The organism is Vibrio sp. Vb1554 (genome assembly GCF_033344235.1).
Genome location: NZ_JAWPOJ010000015.1, coordinates 70,495 through 93,390 on the forward strand (window position 1 = coordinate 70,495; position 22,896 = coordinate 93,390).

Below are 22,896 nucleotides of genomic sequence, written 5' to 3' on the forward strand. Positions count from 1 at the left end.
ACCACTCCTTAGTCATGACTGTGTATGCTTAGGTTAAAGCACTTTAATCGAACTCAAACTGATAGAGTAGGTCAACGGCGCTATCTACACCAGATACCGCTTCTAAATACAAGTCTTGCATCAATCGGTAACGCACAGTGAACTCACCTAGGGAGTTAAAGATGCCGACACCATATTTCACCTGCAAACCAGGCAGAATATAACCACTCACCGTCACTTGCGAGTCATCGCCCGACCCAGCAGTGTCCAGCTGTAAATCCTGTACGCCAAAGGCTTCACCGATTTCACCAACCACACGCCCACTCTTCGCCAAGCTTAAACCAATTAAGGTAGTCGTCATTGCATTACCACCGGCTTCACCATCAATATCTTGACCACGAAGTAGATAAGAAAGTGCATTGGCTTGGTTCATCGCGGGCTCTGAGAAAATTTCTATACTCGGATCAGATGCTGGGCCCGACACTTGTACCCCTGCAATGACATCATCTTGGGTATTGTCTGGATTACGAATCGCTTTGATAGACAAGTAAGGTTGATCTGGTGGACCATTCATCAGAATCTTACCTTCTTTAATCAATAAGTCCTGACCAAACGAACGATAAGAACCATCGACAACATTCACTTCACCAACGATGAACGGACCTTTGTCTTTTTGTGTCACGTTTAGGCTCCCTTTCAACCCACCTTTTAAGCCAAAAGCGGCAAGTTGGAAGTCATCACCAATTTTAATGTTGATGTTCGTTTCCACATCAAACGGCATCGCAGCCACATCGTCCACTGGCTGCAAGTTTTTATCGAGAATAACGGTATCACTCGATACGCCTACTGCACTTGGTGGAAGCTCTTCGACGACAATTCTTCCCCATGGCAAATTAATATCACCCTCAATTTTCGCAAGCTGAGGGGTCACATCTATTGTCATGTCAGGCTCAACTTTGATTTTTACCATTGGAGGCACATCAACATTGAGCTCTTTAGCAAATACACGCGCTTTAGTGCGCCAGTTCTGTAAGTCCTGCCAGTCGGCATCACCGGTAACGTTCAACTCACCATCCGGGGTTAAAATTCCGGCATCCAAGTCCGCTTGATGGCCTTTAAAGTTGATGACGACCTGCCCTGAGTTTATATCTATCGGTGTGACTTCACCCTGTAGCTTCATTTGGTCAATCAAGAACTGACCGTTCACCTTCGGATGCATAACGTCACCTGATATCGCTAGGTCAGTATTCATGTTTGCTTTAAACAAGCTGTACTCACCAATCAACGGTGCCAAGAAATCCAAGTGGAACGTAGAGAGTGAAACCTTACCATCAATAGTGGGCTTTTCAGTCGAGACATTCAGTAAAGAAACCTTACCAGACAAGTCGCCGTTATCTTTCACATCAAATAGCCACTCGGCATCAAGCTTGTCTTTCGCTAATGCTGCTTTAAAGTTGAAGCTTTCCCAACCGACTTTAATTGGCTGTTCAAGCGCTTGTTCAACTTGGCCTTTTGGCATATTGACACTTAAGGTTACTTCAGGCTTTTTCTCTGGTGCCCATTTAGCAAAAGCCTGTGCATTAACCGAGCCTTGCAGCTTGGTTTCTGGCGGCAGGAATTGTTTGATTTGGTCAAAATCAAAATCATTGATGGCTAACTTCGCCTGGCCACTCTTACCGACACTAATGTCTTCGGTTAGACATACGCTCGACTCCGCTTGCAACCAACAATGCGCTTGAACGTTCGCGATCTGTTTGTCGATATTGACCTTCACCGCGGTCGATTTTTGCAACGCCCACGGGCCTTGTTGCGAGCTCAGCGTCAAGCGGCGCAGCGCCCCATCCCAAATCATTTCTGGTTTCTGCTGGAATGCCCCTTCAATTTCTAAACTGGTCGACACCAGGTCAGACACTACATCGAGCGTCAGTTGATGCAGTTTTTCATCCCCAGAGACTTCAAGGTCAGCACTATCAACTTTTATGTCGTCATAGGTAATGTTGTTCGCAATTAGGCTTATGTTCGCTTTTGGTGCTGGCAGAGGCTTCACATCACCCTTTAAGGTGATCGTTTCTACGTTCGCCTGTTGCTGCCAGTTTATCTGATTTAAAGCGAGATCAAGATTGATGTCTGGTTCTTTCAAGCTACCACGTAGTGCGACTTTACCTTGCATTCTACCTGCAAGATCCGGAACACTTTTTGCAAAATCAGGGAAGTTAACCTCAACATCCATCAGAATTTGCTTATCGATCTTACCCTTTGCACTCAGTTGGTTCGGGCCATGAGAAAGCGCTAAACCCTGAGTGGTAAGTTGGATGTCTTCGCCTTTGCCGTTCTTATCAGACGCTTCAAGTTGCCCTTCAACATTCAGCGGATAACCTCGCAAAATGCCGTCAATGTCTAACTTAGGCAAACTGACTTGCCAACCGCCTTGTTCTGTTAACGACCCCGAAGTCGAAAGATTACCGCTGATATCCCCTTCGGCTTCTTTCCACTGCAATCCTGGTTGAATATTCTTCAGGTTTAAGTCAGCTTGCCAGTTGATTGGCGCGGCCCAATTGGCCATGACTTTCCCAGAGAGTTCGCCTCCTAAGGTTTTCACTACAAGGCTTTCGAGGTCAATTTGCTCTAACGTACCTTTGCCGTTTAGTGCGACATCAACGGCGGGAATATCTTTGCCTGACGCTTTGGTTTCTAATGCGACTTCGTAGCCATCAAGTGAGCCTTTTGCCGCCAAGCTTGGTACAGAAACCTGGTAATCGCTTTGTCCAAATAGCGGCCATTGCGCCTGTACATTTTTAATCGCGACATCAAACGGTAACTGCGTTTTAAGCGGTTGAATATCACCTTTGATCTCCGCTTGTACAAGCTCAGAAAGCGTAGCATTTAGTGACAAATCACCAACCGAACCCGAGACCGAAAGCGACAGTTTTTGTCCCTTCGCATCTGCTTGCTTCACTAACGCGTCCAATTGCGCTTTGATAGGGTAATCAGAAGAAAGCGTCACTTGTGTGCTCAACTTGCCTTCCACTTCTGGCATGTCGAGCTCTAATGTTTTGACATCAACACGCTCACCGCCTGCTCTTGCAACCAAACCAAGATGATTGACGATCACTGGCGTTTCACCTGCCAGTTTGAAATTGTGAATATCAAGACGACGCGCTTCAACCGTCAGTGGAATCCATACTTCGGGTAACACAATATCTTGCGGCGTAACGTCAGTTTCTTTCGGCTCTTCAACAACCGCTTCAGGTTCAGCTTCACTTGGTGCTAAAGCCACATTAATGTCTTTCAACGCGGTAGGTGCGATCACCAAACGATCGCCCTGCATCGACAAAGCGGTCGAGAATGTTTGCCAATCAATTTGATTGCCCAGCACATTGACATTGATATCATTAAAGCTGACTTTATTAACAAAAATTGGCACTGGCGTACTGATAGAACGCAGTGGTGGTGTTTCCTCTTGCTCCTCGCTTGCTGGCGGTAGCTCTGGCATCTTAAAGTCAAGCCCCTGCAGTCTTAACTCATCGACACAGACCTTAGGGTCAAAGAAACAGCGGAAGTTCACTGCCAAAGCTAAACGCTCGACTTTGGCGTCGATATTCAAAGACTCATCGACAAAACTGACGTTATGCAGTTCGAAGCGAGGAAACAATGAACCCTGCACTTTTTCAATCTGCAATTGTGGTAGTGCTTTTTCGGCTCCCCACAAGGCAAATTTGAGGCCTGGGTGGGTAAATAAAACTGTCGCGACAATAATGATGAGCAACAGCAATAGACCAATCAAACTGAGCGACAGCCATTTGGTCCACTTAAACATCATTTTGATCATAGCTCAGGCCCCAATGAGAAGTGGATACGAAACTCTCGTTCTGGTTTTGCATCCAACCCCCATGCAAAATCAAAACTAACAGGGCCCACCGGAGACGCCCAGCGGATACCAACACCAGCACCTGATTTCCAATCTGGTGTTTCATTAAACGCATCACCAATATCGTAAAACGTTGCAGCCCACCAGTTTCCATAAACACGATATTGGTATTCTAATGTACTGCTAACAATGTATTTACCCCCCGTCAGGGCGCCACTCTCATCCACAGGTGAAATAGATTCATAGCCGTAACCACGAATATTATTGTCACCACCAGCGAAGAAACGCAGCGACGGTGATAGTTTTTCAAGTTCATCGGTAATATTCGCACCACCTTCTAAGCGGAACAAACCACGATGATTCTCTCCAATACCACGAATCCAAGAAGTCGAGCCAATTAAGCGGAGCACTCTAGTTTCAGAAAGCATAGCGGTATCACCATACTCAATAGTGATGCTTTGCTTGTCTCCCCACATTGGCATATTGCCCCCTCGAACCCTAGTCCGAGAAAATGTCGCACCTGGAAGTACGAAGTTGAATTCATCATCTTGTAAACCTTGCGTAAAGCTCTCGTACAAATGACGAACATAAACGGTATTATGCCAACCACCGTCTGCTAACCAATGACGCTCCACTGCAAGGTTAGACTCGATACTCTGCGTGTCACGGTTGTCTAGGTTTTTAAGCCCATATTGAACTTGATAATAATCGTTAGCGACATCTTCTAAAGGAATTTTGTAAGAAGCAGTCACGGTTTGCTCTGGCTTAGATAGGGATAAAGCAGTGTTGAAACTGTGTCCTCGGGAGCTCACCCAAGGTTTCTTCCACTTCAACGTTCCTCGAACGCCGACATCCGTTGAGTAACCAATACCCGTCTCGATCTGATTCTTAGAAGCAGGAGATAAAGACACTTTAATTGGCAAGTCTCGGCCATCATCAAGCCTATCCAATTCAGGCTCAACAAAAACTGAGGAAAACCACTCCGTATTTGATAGCTTCTGGTTAAACTCGCCCAGCTTCGAAACGTTGTATGGGTCCCCTTCTTTAAAAGGTTGTAGTGATGCGACACGGTCTTCCCAGATGTGGTTGCCAATAAAAGAAACGTCGCCAAAATTGAAACGTATTCCACTGCTGTAGTGCAAACGGACATTAGCTTCGTTCAGATCAGGGATAACCTCTAATCGACTTAGCGTAAACTCACCATTGAAGTAACCACGCTGAAGCGCCAAGTTACGAATGCCTGACTTAAGGCTGTCGTATTGGCCTTGATTCAAAACTTGACCAACTTTTAGCGGAGAGCGCTCAATAAGTTTTGCAAACTCTTCATCGTCCTTAGCCTCTCCAGTGATGACCACATCCATGACTTTCACTTTCACTGGCAAGCCCGGCTTGATGAGCACAATTAACTCATCATTCGCTTCAGGAATAGAGTATGAAATTTTTGCATGATAATACCCAAGCGCGTTAAGCGCTTCAGTGATACTTTGATCTAATCTCGCTTGAAAACGCAGAGAAGTGGAGTAATCCTTCTCTGGAATAGATGATAGATACGCACTGACATTCTCTTCTAAAGCGCCATCAATGCCTTTCAAAGTCAAAGAAACATCGGCATAGGCACCATGAGAAAAGGCAAACAGGCCAACAATGGTGGGGAGAGCTTTTTTTATCATGCTTTTATGGCTGAATGAGGTTAAGTAAACGTAAATAATGATAACGCCAATTAGATTCTAAGTCTGTAATATTAATAGGTTTAACGCGGTCTATGTCATCACAGCATCAGATACAGACGAAATGAAAAAGTTCGCAAATTTAAGACACGTATTGAAGGACAAATACCATGCTCAACAAACAAACATTGATCAGTATAGAAGATGCCTTGCCAGGTAGAGATCAACCAATGCAGATTGACGATCATCATTTTGTAAATAAATCTAACCTAAAGGCGCCTCTTGCGTCACACCAACAGCAGATTTTGCTCGGAATGGGCTGTTTTTGGGGCGCTGAGCGCGTATTTTGGCAACTCGACGGCGTTGTATCTACTTCGGTCGGTTACGCTGGGGGGTACACACCCAATCCCACGTATGAAGAGGTCTGTACAGGTAAAACGGGTCATACAGAAGTCGTACGAGTCGTTTTCGATGAACGCGTCATCTCATTAGAAAAGCTACTGGCTGTTTTTTGGGAAAAACACGACCCAACTCAGGGAATGCGTCAAGGTAACGACTTAGGTACTCAATATCGTTCTGCAATTTACACTTATTCGACGGGGCAACTCGAGAGCGCAGAGAAATCGAAACTCTTGTATCAGCAAGCACTGCAAGAAGAGCAACGCGCGAACATCACCACCGAAATACAACCAGCAGGTCCGTATTACTTTGCGGAAACCTACCACCAGCAATATTTGGCGAAAAACCCTGATGGTTACTGTGGCATCGGAGGAACGGGAGTTTGCTTCCCACCAAGCCTCCAAGGATAAACCTAACCAGCAACAAAAAGAGCGACCGATATGGTCGCTCTTTTCTAAATCTAAGTGGGTACCAAGCTAACTAAGCCGATAATGATGCTATCACTTGGTTGACTTCTTTAAAGATGGTGAGCCTTTTATGATCGTTGACGTCAGGTAGTAACACTTTGCCATTGTCGAACTGAAAACAGCCAACCCCAACAATAAAAAACTGACCTTTGAACAACGTTTTAACAAAACGGGCCACTTGTAATGGTCGATATACAGCAAACTCACGTAGCATAACTCACCTCAATTCCTTTGAGAAAACACGGATTGCTTATTTTTCCTCTGCAATCTTAATGCGCAATTTGCGACGGAACTCATTTTAGCAAATTCTAAATATAACGCAAGATTACACCACTCCATACGTTAAATAAATGTTACCAACGGTCCTACAAATTTCTAGGTTCTGGATATATACTGGAAGCTTCCAAACCTCGTACGGAATATAACAATATGAAAACTAAGACTCTCCTACCTCTATTACTGGCCTTAACGCCAAGCTTGACCTTTGCACACAACTTGTCAGTGGGAAAAAGCGTTCCTCCTGTCAATGTTGCCGCTTACGGCGAGATTGTTTTACAAGGCGAAGGCGTTGCATACCAACCCTGGGCAACTCAACATATGCAAGGCAAAGTTCGTGTCATTCAAGCCATTGCAGGCCGTAGCAGTTCAAAAGAAATGAATGCCCCTTTAATGTCGGCAATAACAGCGGCAAATTTTCCACAAGAAAGCTACCAGACCACAACTATCATCAACCAAGATGATGCAATTTGGGGGACAGGCTCTTTCGTGAAGTCTTCAGCTCAAGACAGCAAAAAAGAGTTCCCATGGTCATCCATGGTTCTTGATGAAAATGGCGTAGTTGCTAATACTTGGGACCTGAAAGAAGAAAGTTCGGCCATTATTGTTCAAGACAAAACGGGCAAAGTTCTGTTTGTCAAAGAGGGCGCACTTGAGCAAGATGAGATAACAAAAGTCATTGAGCTTATTAGACAGAACATCTAGCTTCATTGAATGGCTCCTTGTTCTTGTTGTAAGGAGCTATATGAATTTGATTAGAAGCATGGGCAGTGACAACTCTGCTCTTTATAAGTGCGACACTTCCACAGAGAGTATTACCAATATTTTTCGGCACGTATGTGTGGAGTTAAATTTTTCTGCTAGCCAACAAAAGAGTGAACTTTTATTCATTATGGGTGTTATATTATAACAGTCGGTAAGAGGAGCTCAGATGTACCACCACCAGCAAAAAACACTAAGATATTGGTATCGCACTGCTTTATTTTTCAGTGTTGCGTTGCTGATCGCTTGGAACTTTGCGGTTGTACTCCATCAAGTCGATCTGACGCCCGACCATCATACCCATCATCATTGCCAATTATTTTCTGGTGTTCAGCACGGTATAGCAAAGGTACAACCTACCCTCTCTACACCGACTTTTACGCGCGCCCAGCATCATCATGTTTTTTTGCATCTCGTGTACGGCGAAGAAGTTCTTGGCGCTGCTCGTGCCCCTCCTTATTTTGCTTAATTTCCAAACTATTCCACACTCAAAATTATTGAGTTCATTTCCGCACCTAGTGTGTCAGGAACAATAACTTAGTGAAACTCGAATCTGAGCAATACCGCCTTTGGTTAATGCCAGTAAAATTAGGAAAAATACAATGTCATCAAAACACGTTTTAGCCCTTGCTATTGGCCTCACTTTATCGACAGCAGCGAATGCAAACGAATACCGCCAGCATGGTGCTCATGTGCATGGTCACGTCGAGTTTAATATCGCCCAAGATGGCAAAGATCTGTTAGTAGAGATCACAGCTCCTGGAGCTGATGTTGTGGGTTTCGAACATGCTCCAGAAAACGCACAACAAGAGCAAGCGCTTAAACAAGCCGTCGCTACACTCGAAGACAGCAACGCATTGTTCGCTATTAACTCACAAGCTGATTGTAATGTTGAAGAAGCTTACGTGAGCCACAACCTAAGCGAAACTCATGAGGAACATGATCATAGTGAGCACGACCATGATGACCATGCACATCACGATCATGAAGGACACGAACACCATGATCATAATGAACATCATGATAAACATGACCACCATGACGATCATGATGAGGCGCACGATCATGGCGGTCACGGTGAATTTTCGGTGCAATATCGCTTCAATTGCGAACAAGTTAATCAGCTTAGCCAAATCCAAACCGATTGGTTTAACCAATTCCCAACTACAGAGTCCATCAGCGTCAATATATTCACTGATACCATGCAATCAGCAATTAAATTAAGCAAAGATAACACCCAAATCGTAATCAAATAACACGAGTGGCGTGTGAGTACCCACTTACACGCCACAGCTTTGGTGATTTAATATGACTGAAACCACACCAAATGTTGTCGAGCTAGAGGATGCCCAATTTTTCTGGCCCGGTTCAACCAACCCAACCATCCACATCCCCAAATTACACATTACACAAGGCGAGCATGTGTTTATCAAAGGTCCAAGTGGCTGCGGTAAATCGACCTTGCTCGCTTTGTTGACGGGGATTAACACATTAACTTCAGGCTCTCTATCTGTACTCGATACTGACCTTGCTAGTTTAAGTGCCAGTCAGAGAGACCGCTTTCGCGCCAATCATATTGGCTACATCTTTCAACAGTTCAATTTATTGCCGTACCTTAACGTACTTGAAAACGTATTATTGCCATGTCAGTTCAGTAAAATACGACGTGACCGTGCCCATTTAGGTGCCTCATCTCAAACATTAAATGAACAGGCTCAGGCCCTACTAGAACGACTGCATTTGCCAAACGAGCTTCATACACGCCCTGTCTCTGAATTGAGTATTGGTCAACAACAACGTGTGGCTGCGGCTCGAGCTCTGATAGGACATCCAGAGTTAGTGATCGCTGACGAACCAACCTCAGCTTTAGACTATGACAATCGTAAAGCATTTATTGAGCTCCTTATGGAGCAAGCGAATCAAGCCAATGCCACACTGGTATTCGTTAGCCACGACCCAACACTCGAACCCTTATTCGATCGCACGCTCAATCTACCCGACATTAATCAAGTATCTAGCCTAGGAGCCATATCATGAGTGCTGTTGTAAAGCTCGCCTGGAAAAGCTTGATGAACCGCAAAGCGACGGCAATTCTAACCATCATGACCGTTGCGATTTCAGTGGTACTCCTCTTGGGCGTCGAGCGTATCCGAACTCAAGCCAAGGATAGCTTCTCCAATACAATTTCAGGCACTGACCTCATTATTGGTGGACGCTCTGGGCAAGTGAACCTATTGCTCTATTCTGTGTTTCGTATTGGTAATGCGACCAACAACATCGATTGGAAAAGCTACCAAGAGTTTGTCAATCATCGTTCAGTCGATTGGGCTATTCCAATCTCGCTTGGCGACTCGCATAAAGGCTTCCGAGTTATGGGAACCAATCACAGTTACTTTGAGCATTACAAGTTTGGAAGTAAGCAACCACTAACATTTAGCAAGGGCAGAGAATTCAATGGTTTATTTGAAACCGTGCTAGGTTCTGATGTCGCTAAACAACTTGGTTATGATATCGGTAGCGAAATCATCATTGCCCACGGCATTAGCGACGTTGGCTTTAGCCGTCATGACAATCTGCCATTTAAAGTTGTCGGTATCCTTGCACCTACAGGAACACCAGTCGACAAAACTGTCCATGTATCATTGGAAGCCATCGAAGCCATTCACGTCGGATGGGAAAGTGGTGCGCGTTTGGGCCCGACACCCAAGGCACAAGATCTCAAAAACAGAGACTTTCAGCCCAAACAAATTACCGCTATGCTCGTTGGTTTGAAATCTCGTATTCAAACTTTCGCCCTGCAAAGACAAATTAACACCTACCCCAAAGAGCCGCTCAGCGCCATTATGCCCGGCGTTGCGTTGCATGAGTTATGGGGAATGATGTCGGTTGCAGAGCAAGCCCTAATGGCAGTATCTGGTTTTGTCGTGATCGCAGGGTTGTTAGGTATGTTAAGCAGTCTATTAACTAGCCTACAGGAACGCCGCCGTGAAATGGCGATTTTGCGAGCCATGGGAGCAAGGCCTCGTCATGTTTTCTCACTATTAATTAGTGAAGCCAGCTTGCTCACTGCTGCTGGTATTATTACTGGCGTTACTGGGCTGTATGCCATTCTGGCTATCGCGCAGCCGATCATCCAACAGCACTATGGAATACATCTCACCTTAAGCATCTTATCTACTTATGAGTGGATGCTATTAGGTTTCGTACAATGCGCTGGTATTGTGATTGGTTTCATTCCCGCACTCCGCGCCTACCGACAGTCACTGAGTGACGGAATGACAATAAGGATTTAATAAAATGTGGAAAAAAATACTCGCAAGTTGCTTGCTGGTCGTCGCATTCACAGCGCCTGTTATGGCCAGCGAAGAACCATTAAAGCTTGACTGGATTGACCTTGTTCCAGAAAAAGAGCGTAAATTGTTCGACAGTATAGGCATGCCCGCATCTGATCACAGTGGTGGCGCAGCCCAGCAGTCCAAGATTGGTAACGTTCGACCAGAACTGAACGGAAGCCAAGTTAAAATTCCGGGGTTTGTTATCCCACTTGAAGGTGATGCCGATACCGTCACCGAATTTTTATTGGTGCCATATTTTGGAGCTTGTATTCACGTGCCACCACCGCCTCCAAACCAGATCATTTACGTGAAGTTTCCGAAAGGCGCGCCTGTTCAAGAGTTGTGGGATGTTATATATGTGGTTGGAACGTTGAAAACCGAGACGATAAACCACGAACTGGCAGAAACGGCTTACGTTATTGAGGGATCAGAAATAGAAGCCTACGACGATATGTAATTTAAGTCGTCGATAAGCCTCGCTACACCTAAGGCGTCACACTGGCGCCTTTTTTAGCTTTGTGCTACACGATATAACGAGATAAATACGCTAATACGCCCACATAAATAACCAAAAGAAACGCTATCGACAGGTGCTTTTTGAGTTTACCTGCTTCTGAGAACTTCATAGCCCCTCCAAAATAACGATAACAATTTTAACAACTCATTATCATTTTGAATAGCCCTATTCGTTCAAAAACTGAGAACTCCTGTCTGGTCGCTTGGTCAGATAAGGTGTAAATTTAAACGTGCGAACCGCGCAGTTCTTGGTAGGAAAACGAATGGCAGACCCGACAAAGCAACCTGTTGTCATCGAACATCAGTCAGACACAAAAAAAAATACGCAACAAGAAAAGAAACAAGGCTACATAAAAGACAGTGCTAGTAAGGTAAAAACCATTGCCCAAATACACGGTCTTGACGCCTTACTGCAAACCGAACCGCCAGCCAAATCTGCGTTTGAAAGAGCCCAATTGCGAGAGCAAAGACGCCAAGAACAGCGACAAAAAAACTTAGAACAGATTTTAAAATTAGCGCACAGTTCATGCCGAGATGAGACAGCGGGAGAGCCAGACCAAGATTGGTTGCATCGATTTTTTGAGATGGCTCAAGACATCCATAACAGCGCGATGCAAAAGCTATGGGCTCAAGTGATGAAGCGTGAAGTGACCAATCCGGGTTCAACATCCATGAAAGCGTTGAAAACCCTCAAAGATATGTCACCAAAGGAAGCACAAACTCTGCAAAGAGCCGCCTCTTTAGCGTGCAGTTTTGGAGGGGATCACAGCAGAAAACTGCTGATTGGTTACAAAGCGCAAGGAGGCATATTTAGCTTCGGCAAGCGAGACGTCGCCAACAGCCTAAATATGGGAAGTTTTCAACTGCCGTATTCAAGCTTGTTGCTCTTAATTGAATTAGGGCTGCTGCACAGTGCCGAACTTGAATCTGGCGAAATTAGTATCGAGACACCGTTGGTCCTCACCTACCAAGGTAAAAACTTGTCGCTGAACGTAAACAGTAAAGGTGTCCGCCTTTTATATTACCGCTTCACACCCACAGGCAATGAGCTCTGTACCTTGCTCGGAAACAAACCACATGCCGAATACTACGATCAAATGCTTGCACTGTTAAATCATAGATTTAGTGTCCATAGTGAAGCTAAAAGTACGGTTCATCATACTGTCTAGCCAGTTGGAGAAGCATTTGACCACCTATGATCCAAATACTTCTCCAGCCGCTCAAAGAGCTTTAGGTCACCTATGATCTAAATGCTTTTTTATCGGATCACACCGCGTTGTTTAAGATCGATTAAGCACAAATCCACCAACTCCTCGACACTCTTTTCTCCTGCGGGCAAATCGATTTCAGGGTTCTCTGGCGCTTGATATTCCGAATCAATACCAGTGAAATTAGGAATCTCTCCCGCACGGGCTTTACGGTATAAACCCTTAGGATCTCGACCTTCGCAAACCTCTAGAGATGCATTGACATACACTTCAATAAACTCGCCTTCTGGCAATAAATCGCGCACTAACTTCCGCTCTGCACGATGCGGTGAAATAAACGCCGACAGAACAATTAAACCCGCATCTGCCATCAACTTCGCCAGTTCACCAATGCGACGAATGTTCTCGCGACGGTCCTGTTCAGAAAAACCTAAATCGCTACACAAACCATGCCGTACATTGTCACCATCCAATAAATAGGTGTGGTAACCCAATGCTGCAAGGCGATTTTCCAACGCCCCTGCTACGGTTGATTTACCCGCTCCAGATAAACCAGTGAACCACAATACGGCAGGTTTTTGCTTCTTTAATTCAGCACGAAACTGTTTATCAACCGAATGCTGGTGCCAAACAATGTTTTCATCTTTTACCGTCGTTTCGGCAGTCATAACGTATCCTTGTAAATATCGGAATTAAAACGGGAAAAAGACCGGGATCAAAGTAAGTACTAATACAGAGTACACAATCGAAATTGGCACTCCAATTCTCACGTAGTCGGTCAATTTGTAATTTCCTACGCTGTACACCAGCAGGTTAGTTTGGTAACCGTAGGGAGAGATAAAGCTCGCACTCGCGCCGAACAAAACCGCCATGATGAATGGCATCGGATCCACGCCATAACCCACCGCCATGCTATAGCCGATAGGAAAAGAAAGCGCAGCCGCGGCATTGTTTGTCACCAATTCAGTGAGTACCAATGTCATGATATAAGTCGCCACCAAGGCACCAAATACTCCCCAGCCATTAAACGCTTCAATAAACATCACTCCCATTCTTTCTGACAATCCAGAAGAGATCATCAGTTGAGCAATAGACAAAGCGGAACCGACAATCACGACGATATCGATCGGAAAACGGCGGCGCAGTTCTGAAATCTGCACAATACCAAACGCAATAAGCGCGATAAGGTACGCAGCTAGACCTTTAATAATCGGTACTAACTCTAATAGAGCGCATCCAATTACGGCTGCAAAGCCCAGTAATACAATAGAAGACTTATTCGTATCAAGCCGAGCGCTAGAGTCCAAGTCATGCACTAAAACAAACTCTTTACGATGAGCTCGGCGTTCAGACTCAAAACGCTTTCCTGGAACCAGAACTAACGTGTCTCCTGGCGCTAAGGCAATACTACCCAAGCCACCTTCTAGGCGTTCGTGGCCTCGGCGAATCGCCACAACAACGGCATCGAATCGATCGCGGAATCGGCTCTCTTTGAGGGTTTTGTAGCAAAATGTCGCCGACGAGCTCACCACAACTTCGATAAAGTTTTGCCCATTTAAGTGCTGCTGACCAAACAACTTGAGGCCCGGAATTTCTTGCAGGGTCGCGACGCTCTCAACATCGCCACAAAATAACAGGCGGTCTTTTGCATTGAGCACAAAATCCGGTCCCACAGAAGAAACAGTAACACCATCGCGCACCACTTCTGCAAGAAACAGTTTGCGCAGCGCACGTAAATTATTCTCGCTGATCGTACGCCCAACTAGCGGTGAGCCTGGCTCAACGCGAGACTCAAGAAAGTAAGGTAAATCTTCTTGATTTTGATCATCATAATTCGGTAGCAAGTAGCTCAGTGGGATAAGAATCAGCATCCCTCCCACCAGCACAGCCAAACCTATCATCGTAGGTGTAAAAAAGCTCAGGCTCGGTAAGCCTGCGTCTTCGACAAAGCTGTTGATGATTAAGTTAGTCGACGTACCAATCAAAGTTAACGTGCCACCAAAAATGGCGGCATAAGACAAGGGAATAAGTAATTTCGAAGGTGCATGCTGCTGATTACGCTTAATCGCCCCAATCAATGAGACAACCACAGCGGTATTATTCGTAAATGAAGAGAGCAAGGCTGTCGATACACCGAGCTTAGCAATCACGCTGCCTAACTGGCCCTCAGAGATACTTCGGCTCACCCAACTGATCAGCAGTGTTTTTTCTAGAGCACAGGATGCAAGAATCAATAGAACCAGGGTTAACAATGAAGAGTTGGTAAAATTGGATGCGATAGTGGCTGAATCCATCATCCCAGCCATGAATGCAATAAAAGCGGCACCCGCAAAGACATAACTAGGCTTAATTTTCGTGACAAGCAAGCAAGTGATAATGCCAAGCAAAATCGCTAACACAAACCCTTGTTCCCACATAGCCTTTCCTTACCAAATAGCCCTAAAGGGCACAACAACGACTCATTTATCCATGAATCACCGACAAACGAGCAAACAGACAAAAATCAGCGCAAGCGAAAAGAACATCAGAATGCTCGGTTTCTTGGGCTCCACCGAAGCACTCTGGTATTAGGAGAATACCTAACGACATTTCGCAATTCAGTTAGGTAGCGACACCCCAAGTACAACAGCAAACAGTGCCTGAAATTATCGTACTTGGGTGAGCCAGTTACTTTTTCAGAAACTGGCTGACGTCTTTTGCTTCCCAGTGTGGGAAGTGTTTACGGACAAGCGCATTAAGCTCAACTTCAAACGCAGAGATGTCCGTCAAATCGCGCTCAACCACGGCGAGGCTCTCTTTAACCATGCCAGCACCAACCGTCACGTTTGTCAGACGATCGATAATGATAAAGCCACCGGTATCTGCACAGTCTTGATAATTGTCCAGCGCGACTGACTCATTAAGAGACCATTCACACAAACCAATACCATTCAATGGCAGCTCTGCCGAGCTATGAGTCGAGAGATTATTAATGTCATATTGATGACGAATCGCTTCAACATGACCTACGGTTTTCTTACCTGCGATTTTGATGTCATAGTCACGACCCGGTTGCAGGGGTTGCTCTGTCATCCACACCACATCGGCAAGCAAATGGTTTGTGGTTTCCACTTGAGCATTATCTAGAACAATCAAATCGCCACGGCTAATATCGATCTCATCGCTTAGCGTCAGAGTGACAGCTAATCCGGCACGAGCTTCTTCGATATCACCATCAAAGGTCACAATACGTGCCACAGTTGACGTTTTACCCGATGGCAATGCTTTAATGGCATCACCGACTTTGATCGAACCAGAAGAAATGGTCCCCGCAAAACCACGGAAATCGAGGTTAGGACGATTAACGTATTGCACAGGGAAGCGGAATTCACCCGCGCCTTTTTCTTGATCCACATCGACCGTTTCAAGAAGCTCAAGCAGTGATGGGCCTTTAAACCAAGTCAGGTTTTGGCCTTTATCCACCACATTGTCCCCTTCAAGCGCTGAGATCGGGATGATTTGAATATCAATATCCCCTGTCAGATTCTCAGAGAACTTCAGATACTCATCGCGGATCTCTTCAAAGCGCTCTTGGGAGTAATCCACTAAGTCCATCTTGTTGATCGCCACAACAAAGTGCTTCAAACCCAACAGGTTGGAAATGAAAGAGTGACGACGAGTTTGATCGAGAATGCCCTTACGTGCATCAACCAGAATCACAGCTAAGTCACATGTCGATGCGCCTGTAGCCATGTTACGTGTGTACTGCTCGTGTCCAGGAGTATCTGCAATGATGAATTTACGTTTCTGCGTCGAGAAATAGCGGTAAGCCACATCAATCGTGATCCCCTGCTCTCGCTCAGCTTGTAAGCCATCGACCAACAACGCAAGGTCGGGCTTTTCACCCGTGGTACCCACACGTTGGCTGTCTGAATGCACTGCCGCTAGCTGATCTTCATAAATTTGTTTTGAGTCATGGAGTAAGCGACCGATTAATGTACTTTTACCGTCATCCACCGAGCCACAAGTCAAGAATCTAAGTAACGACTTGTACTGGTGTTGTGTTAAATAGCCTTCGATACCAAGCTCGGCTAATTGAGCTTCAACTGCACTGTTCATTATCTTTCCTTAGATCCTTTAGAAGTAACCTTGACGTTTCTTAAGCTCCATCGATCCTGACTGATCGTGGTCGATCGCTCGGCCTTGGCGCTCACTCGACGTTGCCACCAGCATCTCTTCGATAATGCCAGTTAAAGTGTTTGCTTCAGACTCGATAGCCCCAGTCAATGGATAACAACCAAGGGTACGGAAGCGCACACTCTTCTCTTCAATCACTTCACCCGGTTGAAGCTCCATACGATCATCATCAACCATGATCAGCATGCCATCGCGTTCAACAACTGGGCGTTTGTCCGCGAGGTAAAGCGGCACGATCTCGATGTTTTCTAAATAGATGTATTGCCAGATATCAAGCTCAGTCCAGTTAGACAGTGGGAATACACGAATGCTCTCACCCTTATTAACCTGACCGTTGTACGTCTTCCATAGCTCAGGACGTTGGTTTTTAGGGTCCCATGTATGGTTCTTATCGCGGAATGAATACACGCGCTCTTTCGCCCGTGATTTCTCTTCATCGCGGCGCGCGCCACCAAAGGCGGCATCAAAACCGTACTTGTTCAGCGCTTGTTTTAAGCCTTGAGTCTTCATGATGTCAGTGTGCTTAGAAGAACCATGAACAAACGGACTACAGCCCATGGCTAGACCTTCTGGATTCTTATGTACCAAAAGCTCAAAACCGTATTTGGCCGCGGTGCGATCACGAAATTCAATCATCTCGCGGAACTTCCAATCGGTGTCGACATGCAGCAATGGAAATGGAATCTTACCTGGGTAAAAAGCTTTACGCGCTAGGTGCAGCATCACTGATGAGTCTTTACCAATCGAATACATCATGACTGGGTTATCAAACTCAGCCGCAACTTCACGGATGATGTGGATACTCTCCGCTTCGAGTTGTTTAAGGTGAGTTAAACGTTGTTGGTCCATGTTTTGTATTTCCTTTTTAAGCTTGAAGGCGCATTACGTCTCTAATCTTTGGTCTGAAATTATATGGAGTTGGCAATAGCACTTTTGTTGAATTCAGTACTAGACAAAAACCAGTCTAACTTTTGAGACAGTCGCACTACCTCTCCGACAACAATCAAAGATGGCGACTGTGCTTCCTTCGATAAATCAGAGAGTTGGGAGAGTTCTCCCGTAAATACTTTTTGTTGAATCTGCGTGCCACGCTCAATAATGGCAATCGGAGTCGACGCTGAACGACCATGCTTAATGAGTTGATTCTGAATATAGTGTGATTTCATCAGCCCCATGTAGATCACTAAAGTCTGATTCCCACGCGCCAACGTGGACCAATCCATCTCATCACTTTCTTCTTTCAAGTGGCCAGTCACAAAGATGGCCGATTGCGCATAATCACGATGAGTCAGTGGAATACCAGCATAAGCGGTTGCGCCAGCTGCTGCGGTAATGCCAGGGACAACTTGAAAACGAACGCCGGCATCAGCAAGCACTTCTAACTCTTCACCACCACGACCGAATACAAACGGATCCCCACCTTTAATGCGCACTACTTTGTAGCCCTGCTTGGCAAAATCCACCAAAAGCTGATTCGTCTTCTCCTGCGGCACACTGTGATGCCCAGCTCGCTTCCCAACGCACACCAAAATCGTATCGCTTGGAATCAATGCCATGATTTCTTCAGACACCAAGTAGTCGTACAAAACCACATCAGCTTGCTGCAAGCAGTTCAGTGCTTTCACCGTCAGAAGTTCAGGATCGCCTGGTCCTGCACCTACTAAGGCGACTTCACCAGGCTGTAGCGATTGCTTTGCAAAACGAGTAACACCAGCGACTGGGTTGTCAGAAACTAACCGGGGCTTTGGTTTAGGAAAAGAAGTGACTGAATCGTTCGTTGCCATGTGCTTGCTCATCGTCCATTGATATCGTTATGCAAGCATTATGGCGGGGCGTTTATATTACCTGAAATTCTAAAATTTCATTTTTTATTCAAAAATCTGCTAAGAAGTTTTTGTTTGGTCTCATTCAAAAGCGTGAAAAAGTCGGCGGTTAATATGAATAAGGTTCAGTAAACTGATTAATGTTCACAGTTTTCTGTATCTTTATCATCGAGTTGCATCTGTGTTTGATACATTACGCAGTACGATTTCCCCTTATCATTGAATTGGAGCACCAAATGAAAGTGGCAGTTCATCCTATTTCCCTCGCAGTATTAAGTGGCATGCTAACGCTTGCTGGCCCAACAATGGCCGATACCATCAAGCTTCGTATTATCGAAACCACCGACATTCACACCAACGTGATGGATTACGATTACTACAAAGACCAACCATTACAGCAAATCGGTTTAAGTCGCGCAGCGACAATAGTGAAACAAGCTAAGTCCGAGACAGAAAACACGGTACTAGTAGATAACGGTGATTTAATTCAGGGCAGCCCAATGGGCGATTACATGGCGGCAAAGGGGATTAATCCTGGCGACGTGCACCCAGTCTACAAAGCGATGAACCAGCTAGACTACGATGTGGGCAACATTGGCAATCATGAGTTCAACTATGGCTTAGATTTCCTACAAACGACGTTGAAGGGTGCAAACTTCCCTTACATCAATGCAAACGTATTTGATAAACAAACCGGTGAGCATTACTTCAAGCCTTACCTCATCAAAACTCACACATTTAAAGACACAAACGGCGAAGCGCATCAAATAAAAGTGGGTTACATCGGCTTTGTACCACCACAAATTATGGTGTGGGATAAGAAGAACTTAGAAGGCAAAGTCTTTGCTAAAGACATTAAGGAAACAGCAGAGAAACTGATTCCTCAAATGAAGAAAGAAGGCGCAGACGTGATTGTGGCGATTCCACACTCGGGCATTTCTACTGATCCATACAAACTAGGCGCTGAAAACTCTGTTTACTACCTCACAGAAGTTGAAGGTATTGATGCGATTGCTTTTGGTCACTCTCACGCCGTCTTCCCAGGGAAAGACTTCGCAAACCTACCTGGTGTTGATATAAATAAAGGGACCATCAATGGTGTAACGTCCGTGATGCCGGGCCGCTGGGGAAGTCACGTAGGTGTGATGGATTTGATGCTGAAAGAGAAAGACGGCAGATGGCAAGTCGTCGAAGGCCAAGCAGAAGCACGCCCTATCTTCGATAAAGTAAATAAGAAGTCATTAGCTAAAGCCGATGCAGATATTGTGAAAGCGTTAGAAGAAGATCACAAAGGCACTCGTGAATTTGTAAACCAACCAATCGGCAAAGCAAATGATGTCATGTACAGCTTCTTGGCATTAGTGCAGGACGACCCCACCATTCAAATCGTTAACCTTGCTCAGAAAGACTACGTAGAACGCTTTATTCAAGGCGACCCAGACCTTTCTGACATTCCAGTACTGAGTGCGGCAGCACCATTTAAAGTCGGCGGTCGTAAGAACGATCCGAATAACTTTACAGAAGTAGAATCCGGTCAGCTCACCTTCCGTAATGCGGCCGATCTTTACTTATATCCAAACACCTTGGTTGCGATGAAAGTGAAAGGTAAAGAAGTTCGCGAATGGCTAGAGTGCAGTGCGGGTCAATTCAACCACATCGACATCAACAATCCTAAACCGCAATCTTTGATTGATTGGGATAATTTCCGTACTTACAACTTCGATGTTATTGATGGGGTTAACTACCAAATCGACGTTACCCAACCGCCGAAGTACGATGCGGATTGTAAAGTGATTAATCCAGATTCTCAGCGTATTGTGAACCTGACGTTCAATGGTAAGCCTGTCAATCCGAAGCAAGATTTCATCATCGCAACCAATAACTACCGTGCTTATAGCAATACTTTCCCTGGTACAGGCCCAGATTTCATTGCGTTTGACGCACCAGATGAAAACCGCTCTGTCGTCGCCACTTATATTTCTCGCGTGAGTGAAGAAAAAGGAGAAGTGACACCAAGCGCTGACAACAACTGGTCTTTCGCACCGATTAAGTCCGATAACAAGCTAGATATTCGTTTCGAAACCTCCCCTAGCGATAAAGTGGCGCAGTTCATCAAAGAGAAAGGACAATACCCAATGAAACGCGTGTCAACAGACGACATTGGTTTCGCAATTTATCAAATCGATCTGAATAAATAAGGTTGATTTGACAGCAACACTAAGCGGCTCTCATGAGCCGCTTTTTTGTTATCAATAAAACCCGTTAAAATAAAGAAAACCGTTTCCGAGTTATCACATGCACAGCGATCTTTTTTTAGACTTAGTCAATCATGGCTTTTTAGAGACAGAAGCAAACCAACTTATTGAAAATGGTGAGTTGCTCGAACTGCCTACACGCCACATTCTTAATCACCAAGGAGAGTTGAGCTCACACCTTTACTTCATCATTGAGGGGTTATGCCACGCAAGCTATCTCACGGAGCACGGCAAAGAATTCAGTAAAGAATTTTATTGGGAGAAGGACTGGGTTATCGGGTTTGAGAGCATAATAAAGGACCAACCTTCGCCTTACTTATTGGAAACGCTGAGCGCTTGTCAGCTATTTTGCTTGCCAATTGAAACGTTGCATCACTGGCGAGCAGAAAAGCACGCCATTTACTTAAAGCTACTCGAAAACCAACTGGTTAATAAAGAGAATAAAGAACGCTTTATGTTGCTCTACTCTCCAGAGGAACGATATCAATTATTTTGCGCTCATTACCCAGATTTAAAGCAACGTATTACCGATAGTCAAATTGCGGCCTACCTGGGCATTACGCCAATCAGTTTGAGTCGAATCAAAGCACGCTTAACCAAAGATCACACTCTCAAATAAACTCAAAAAAGAAAAAAGCTCTTCAAACGAAGAGCTTTTTCTCTGCTATTTGAGCTATTTAAGAATTCGCGCCCGGAACTGGCGCCCTTTCATCTTGCCGTTACTAATGGTTTGTAGAGCCTTTTTAGCCACAGATTTTTCGACGGCAACATAAGCGCGCACAGGGAACAGGTGAATCTTTCCGACTTGAGAGCCTGGAATACCATTTTTTCCTGTCAAACAACCTAAAATATCACCCGGTCGTACTTTCTGTTTCTTACCGCCATCAATGTTAATCGTCACCATCTTCGCTTGGTATGGCTGCTGATTTGATTTGGCAGGCAATGTTGCTGGTACCACGTCCATCTCTAGGTATTCTTCAATACGAGCTACACGTAAACCGTCTTTCTCACCAAAAAAGCTGAACGCTAAACCTTTACTACCCGCACGACCTGTACGACCAATACGGTGCACATGAACCTCAGGATCGCGCGATAGCTCAAAGTTAAAGACAGCATCAAGATTATCAACGTCCAAACCACGCGCCGCAACGTCTGTTGCAACAAGGATAGACACACTCTTGTTAGCAAACTGCACAAATGCTTGGTCGCGTTCACGCTGCTCTAAGTCCCCATGGATATCGATAACGCTGAATCCTTTGTGATGCAACTCATCTGCGACACTTTGCACTTCTTTTTTGGTATTACAAAAAACAACCGCGGACTCTGGTTGGTGAGTCAGCAGCAAATTCGCCAATGCTTCATCACGCGCTTCCGAGCCTTCAACTTTATAGAAGTACTGCGCAATGCTTGAAGTATCATGCGTCGATTCCACCTTAATCACTTCCGGTGTCTGCATTATACGCTGCGCAATTTGCTCAATTTTTTCTGGAAAAGTAGCACTGAAAAGTAGAGTTTGACGCTGCTTTGGCGCTGCATCGATGATTGCATCTAATGCGTCTTGGAAACCCATGTCCAACATGCGATCAGCTTCATCTAGCACCAAGGTATTCAGTTCGCTAAGATCAATTCGGCCTTTTTCAAGGTGATCCAAAATACGACCAGGAGTACCAACTAGGATATGCGCACCATGCTCTAACGAACCAATTTGTGGCCCCATAGGCATCCCACCGCAGAGAGTAAGCACTTTAATATTATGAATGCCGCGACCTAAAGTACGAATTTCCTTCGCTACTTGGTCTGCAAGCTCACGTGTTGGACACAATACTAATGACTGGACACGAAAGCGTTTGACGTTGAGGTTCGATAAAACCCCTAAACCAAATGCAGCGGTTTTACCTGAGCCCGTTTTACCCTGCCCGATGACATCACGATGTTTTAGGATTGCAGGCAAGCTCAAAGCTTGAATTGGCGTCATGTGGGTATAGTTCAGGGAATCAAGTGTGGCGAGTAACGCTGGGTTCAGCCCAACTTGATCGAATGTTTGTTTGCTCACGGGGATATCCTCAGGTGAGATGGAAAGAGGGCACATTATCACCAGATTTGGTGGGAAAACCAGTGCTAATTAACCTTTGTTAATGAGTATGAGCTCAAAACAAAGTAAAGTC

Annotated in this window: 19 protein-coding genes; 10 read left to right on the forward strand and 9 right to left on the reverse strand. The window is 45.2% G+C overall.

What is annotated here, in order from left to right; translation table 11 throughout:
- Nucleotides 1-43: 43 nt before the first annotated feature.
- Together R8N28_RS13885 and R8N28_RS13890 are read right to left on the reverse strand one after the other, a co-directional pair.
- On the reverse strand, nt 44-3,808 hold the full coding sequence (locus R8N28_RS13885; RefSeq protein WP_318183387.1) for a translocation/assembly module TamB domain-containing protein: 3,765 nt from the start codon (nt 3,806-3,808) through the stop codon (nt 44-46).
- Nucleotides 3,805-5,517, reverse strand: a complete 1,713-nt coding sequence (locus tag R8N28_RS13890; protein ID WP_005383121.1) for an autotransporter assembly complex protein TamA — start codon at nt 5,515-5,517, stop codon at nt 3,805-3,807. Before R8N28_RS13890 ends, R8N28_RS13885 begins: the two co-directional genes overlap by 4 nt.
- Nucleotides 5,518-5,684: 167 nt before the next feature.
- On the opposite strand from R8N28_RS13890, the gene msrA reads away from it, so the two are divergent.
- Nucleotides 5,685-6,323: a peptide-methionine (S)-S-oxide reductase MsrA gene (gene msrA / locus R8N28_RS13895; RefSeq protein WP_017820282.1), complete on the forward strand. Its 639-nt coding sequence runs from the start codon at nt 5,685-5,687 to the stop codon at nt 6,321-6,323.
- A gap of 70 nt (nt 6,324-6,393) precedes the next feature.
- Here the strand turns inward: msrA and R8N28_RS13900 are convergent, their stop codons facing one another.
- Nucleotides 6,394-6,594 carry a DUF1107 domain-containing protein gene (locus R8N28_RS13900; protein WP_005379612.1) on the reverse strand — a complete coding sequence of 67 codons (201 nt, stop codon included), beginning with the start codon at nt 6,592-6,594 and terminating at the stop codon, nt 6,394-6,396.
- A 215-nt stretch (nt 6,595-6,809) separates the two neighbouring features.
- Between R8N28_RS13900 and R8N28_RS13905 the strand changes: the two genes are divergently transcribed.
- The 7 genes from R8N28_RS13905 to R8N28_RS13935 all read left to right on the forward strand — a co-directional run bounded on the left by R8N28_RS13905 (nt 6,810) and on the right by R8N28_RS13935 (nt 12,438).
- Nucleotides 6,810-7,361, forward strand: a complete 552-nt coding sequence (locus R8N28_RS13905) for a YtfJ family protein (RefSeq protein ID WP_213869768.1) — start codon at nt 6,810-6,812, stop codon at nt 7,359-7,361.
- Nucleotides 7,362-7,587: 226 nt separating this feature from the next.
- The gene (locus tag R8N28_RS13910; protein ID WP_005379608.1) at nt 7,588-7,887 is read left to right on the forward strand and encodes a DUF2607 family protein; all 300 of its coding nucleotides are present in this window, start codon (nt 7,588-7,590) and stop codon (nt 7,885-7,887) included.
- 133 nt (nt 7,888-8,020) lie between these two features.
- Nucleotides 8,021-8,674, forward strand: a complete 654-nt coding sequence (gene zrgA / locus R8N28_RS13915; RefSeq protein ID WP_025768357.1) for a zinc uptake protein ZrgA — start codon at nt 8,021-8,023, stop codon at nt 8,672-8,674.
- A 52-nt stretch (nt 8,675-8,726) separates the two neighbouring features.
- Nucleotides 8,727-9,455: an ABC transporter ATP-binding protein gene (locus R8N28_RS13920; protein ID WP_005379603.1), complete on the forward strand. Its 729-nt coding sequence runs from the start codon at nt 8,727-8,729 to the stop codon at nt 9,453-9,455.
- Complete coding sequence (locus tag R8N28_RS13925; RefSeq protein WP_213891728.1) at nt 9,452-10,711, forward strand: ABC transporter permease; 1,260 nt, start codon at nt 9,452-9,454, stop codon at nt 10,709-10,711. Before R8N28_RS13920 ends, R8N28_RS13925 begins: the two co-directional genes overlap by 4 nt.
- A 4-nt stretch (nt 10,712-10,715) precedes the next feature.
- Nucleotides 10,716-11,210 carry a DUF3299 domain-containing protein gene (locus R8N28_RS13930; protein ID WP_005379600.1) on the forward strand — a complete coding sequence of 165 codons (495 nt, stop codon included), beginning with the start codon at nt 10,716-10,718 and terminating at the stop codon, nt 11,208-11,210.
- Between the two features lie 322 nt (nt 11,211-11,532).
- Nucleotides 11,533-12,438, forward strand: coding sequence for a TIGR03899 family protein (locus tag R8N28_RS13935; protein WP_005379599.1), 906 nt, complete (start codon nt 11,533-11,535; stop codon nt 12,436-12,438).
- An 89-nt stretch (nt 12,439-12,527) separates the two neighbouring features.
- Here the strand turns inward: R8N28_RS13935 and cysC are convergent, their stop codons facing one another.
- The 5 genes from cysC to cobA form a co-directional block, all read right to left on the reverse strand.
- Nucleotides 12,528-13,145 carry an adenylyl-sulfate kinase gene (gene cysC, locus R8N28_RS13940; RefSeq protein ID WP_033906013.1) on the reverse strand — a complete coding sequence of 206 codons (618 nt, stop codon included), beginning with the start codon at nt 13,143-13,145 and terminating at the stop codon, nt 12,528-12,530.
- A gap of 24 nt (nt 13,146-13,169) precedes the next feature.
- Complete coding sequence (locus R8N28_RS13945; RefSeq protein WP_054574242.1) at nt 13,170-14,894, reverse strand: SLC13 family permease; 1,725 nt, start codon at nt 14,892-14,894, stop codon at nt 13,170-13,172.
- 250 nt (nt 14,895-15,144) lie between these two features.
- Nucleotides 15,145-16,575 carry a sulfate adenylyltransferase subunit CysN gene (gene cysN, locus R8N28_RS13950; protein WP_017633444.1) on the reverse strand — a complete coding sequence of 477 codons (1,431 nt, stop codon included), beginning with the start codon at nt 16,573-16,575 and terminating at the stop codon, nt 15,145-15,147.
- An 18-nt stretch (nt 16,576-16,593) separates the two neighbouring features.
- Nucleotides 16,594-17,502 (reverse strand): sulfate adenylyltransferase subunit CysD, encoded by a 909-nt coding sequence (gene cysD, locus R8N28_RS13955; protein ID WP_005379592.1) that lies wholly within the window; start codon nt 17,500-17,502, stop codon nt 16,594-16,596.
- 59 nt (nt 17,503-17,561) lie between these two features.
- Nucleotides 17,562-18,437: a uroporphyrinogen-III C-methyltransferase gene (gene cobA, locus R8N28_RS13960; RefSeq protein ID WP_031780800.1), complete on the reverse strand. Its 876-nt coding sequence runs from the start codon at nt 18,435-18,437 to the stop codon at nt 17,562-17,564.
- Between the two features lie 275 nt (nt 18,438-18,712).
- Here cobA and cpdB point away from each other — a divergent pair, with 275 nt between their 5' ends.
- Both cpdB and R8N28_RS13970 read left to right on the forward strand, forming a co-directional pair.
- On the forward strand, nt 18,713-20,674 hold the full coding sequence (gene cpdB / locus R8N28_RS13965; protein WP_258474156.1) for a 2',3'-cyclic-nucleotide 2'-phosphodiesterase: 1,962 nt from the start codon (nt 18,713-18,715) through the stop codon (nt 20,672-20,674).
- Between the two features lie 97 nt (nt 20,675-20,771).
- The gene (locus R8N28_RS13970; protein WP_132936726.1) at nt 20,772-21,350 is read left to right on the forward strand and encodes a Crp/Fnr family transcriptional regulator; all 579 of its coding nucleotides are present in this window, start codon (nt 20,772-20,774) and stop codon (nt 21,348-21,350) included.
- A 54-nt stretch (nt 21,351-21,404) separates the two neighbouring features.
- Here the strand turns inward: R8N28_RS13970 and dbpA are convergent, their stop codons facing one another.
- Nucleotides 21,405-22,784: an ATP-dependent RNA helicase DbpA gene (dbpA, locus tag R8N28_RS13975; RefSeq protein ID WP_213909573.1), complete on the reverse strand. Its 1,380-nt coding sequence runs from the start codon at nt 22,782-22,784 to the stop codon at nt 21,405-21,407.
- Nucleotides 22,785-22,896 lie beyond the last annotated feature (112 nt).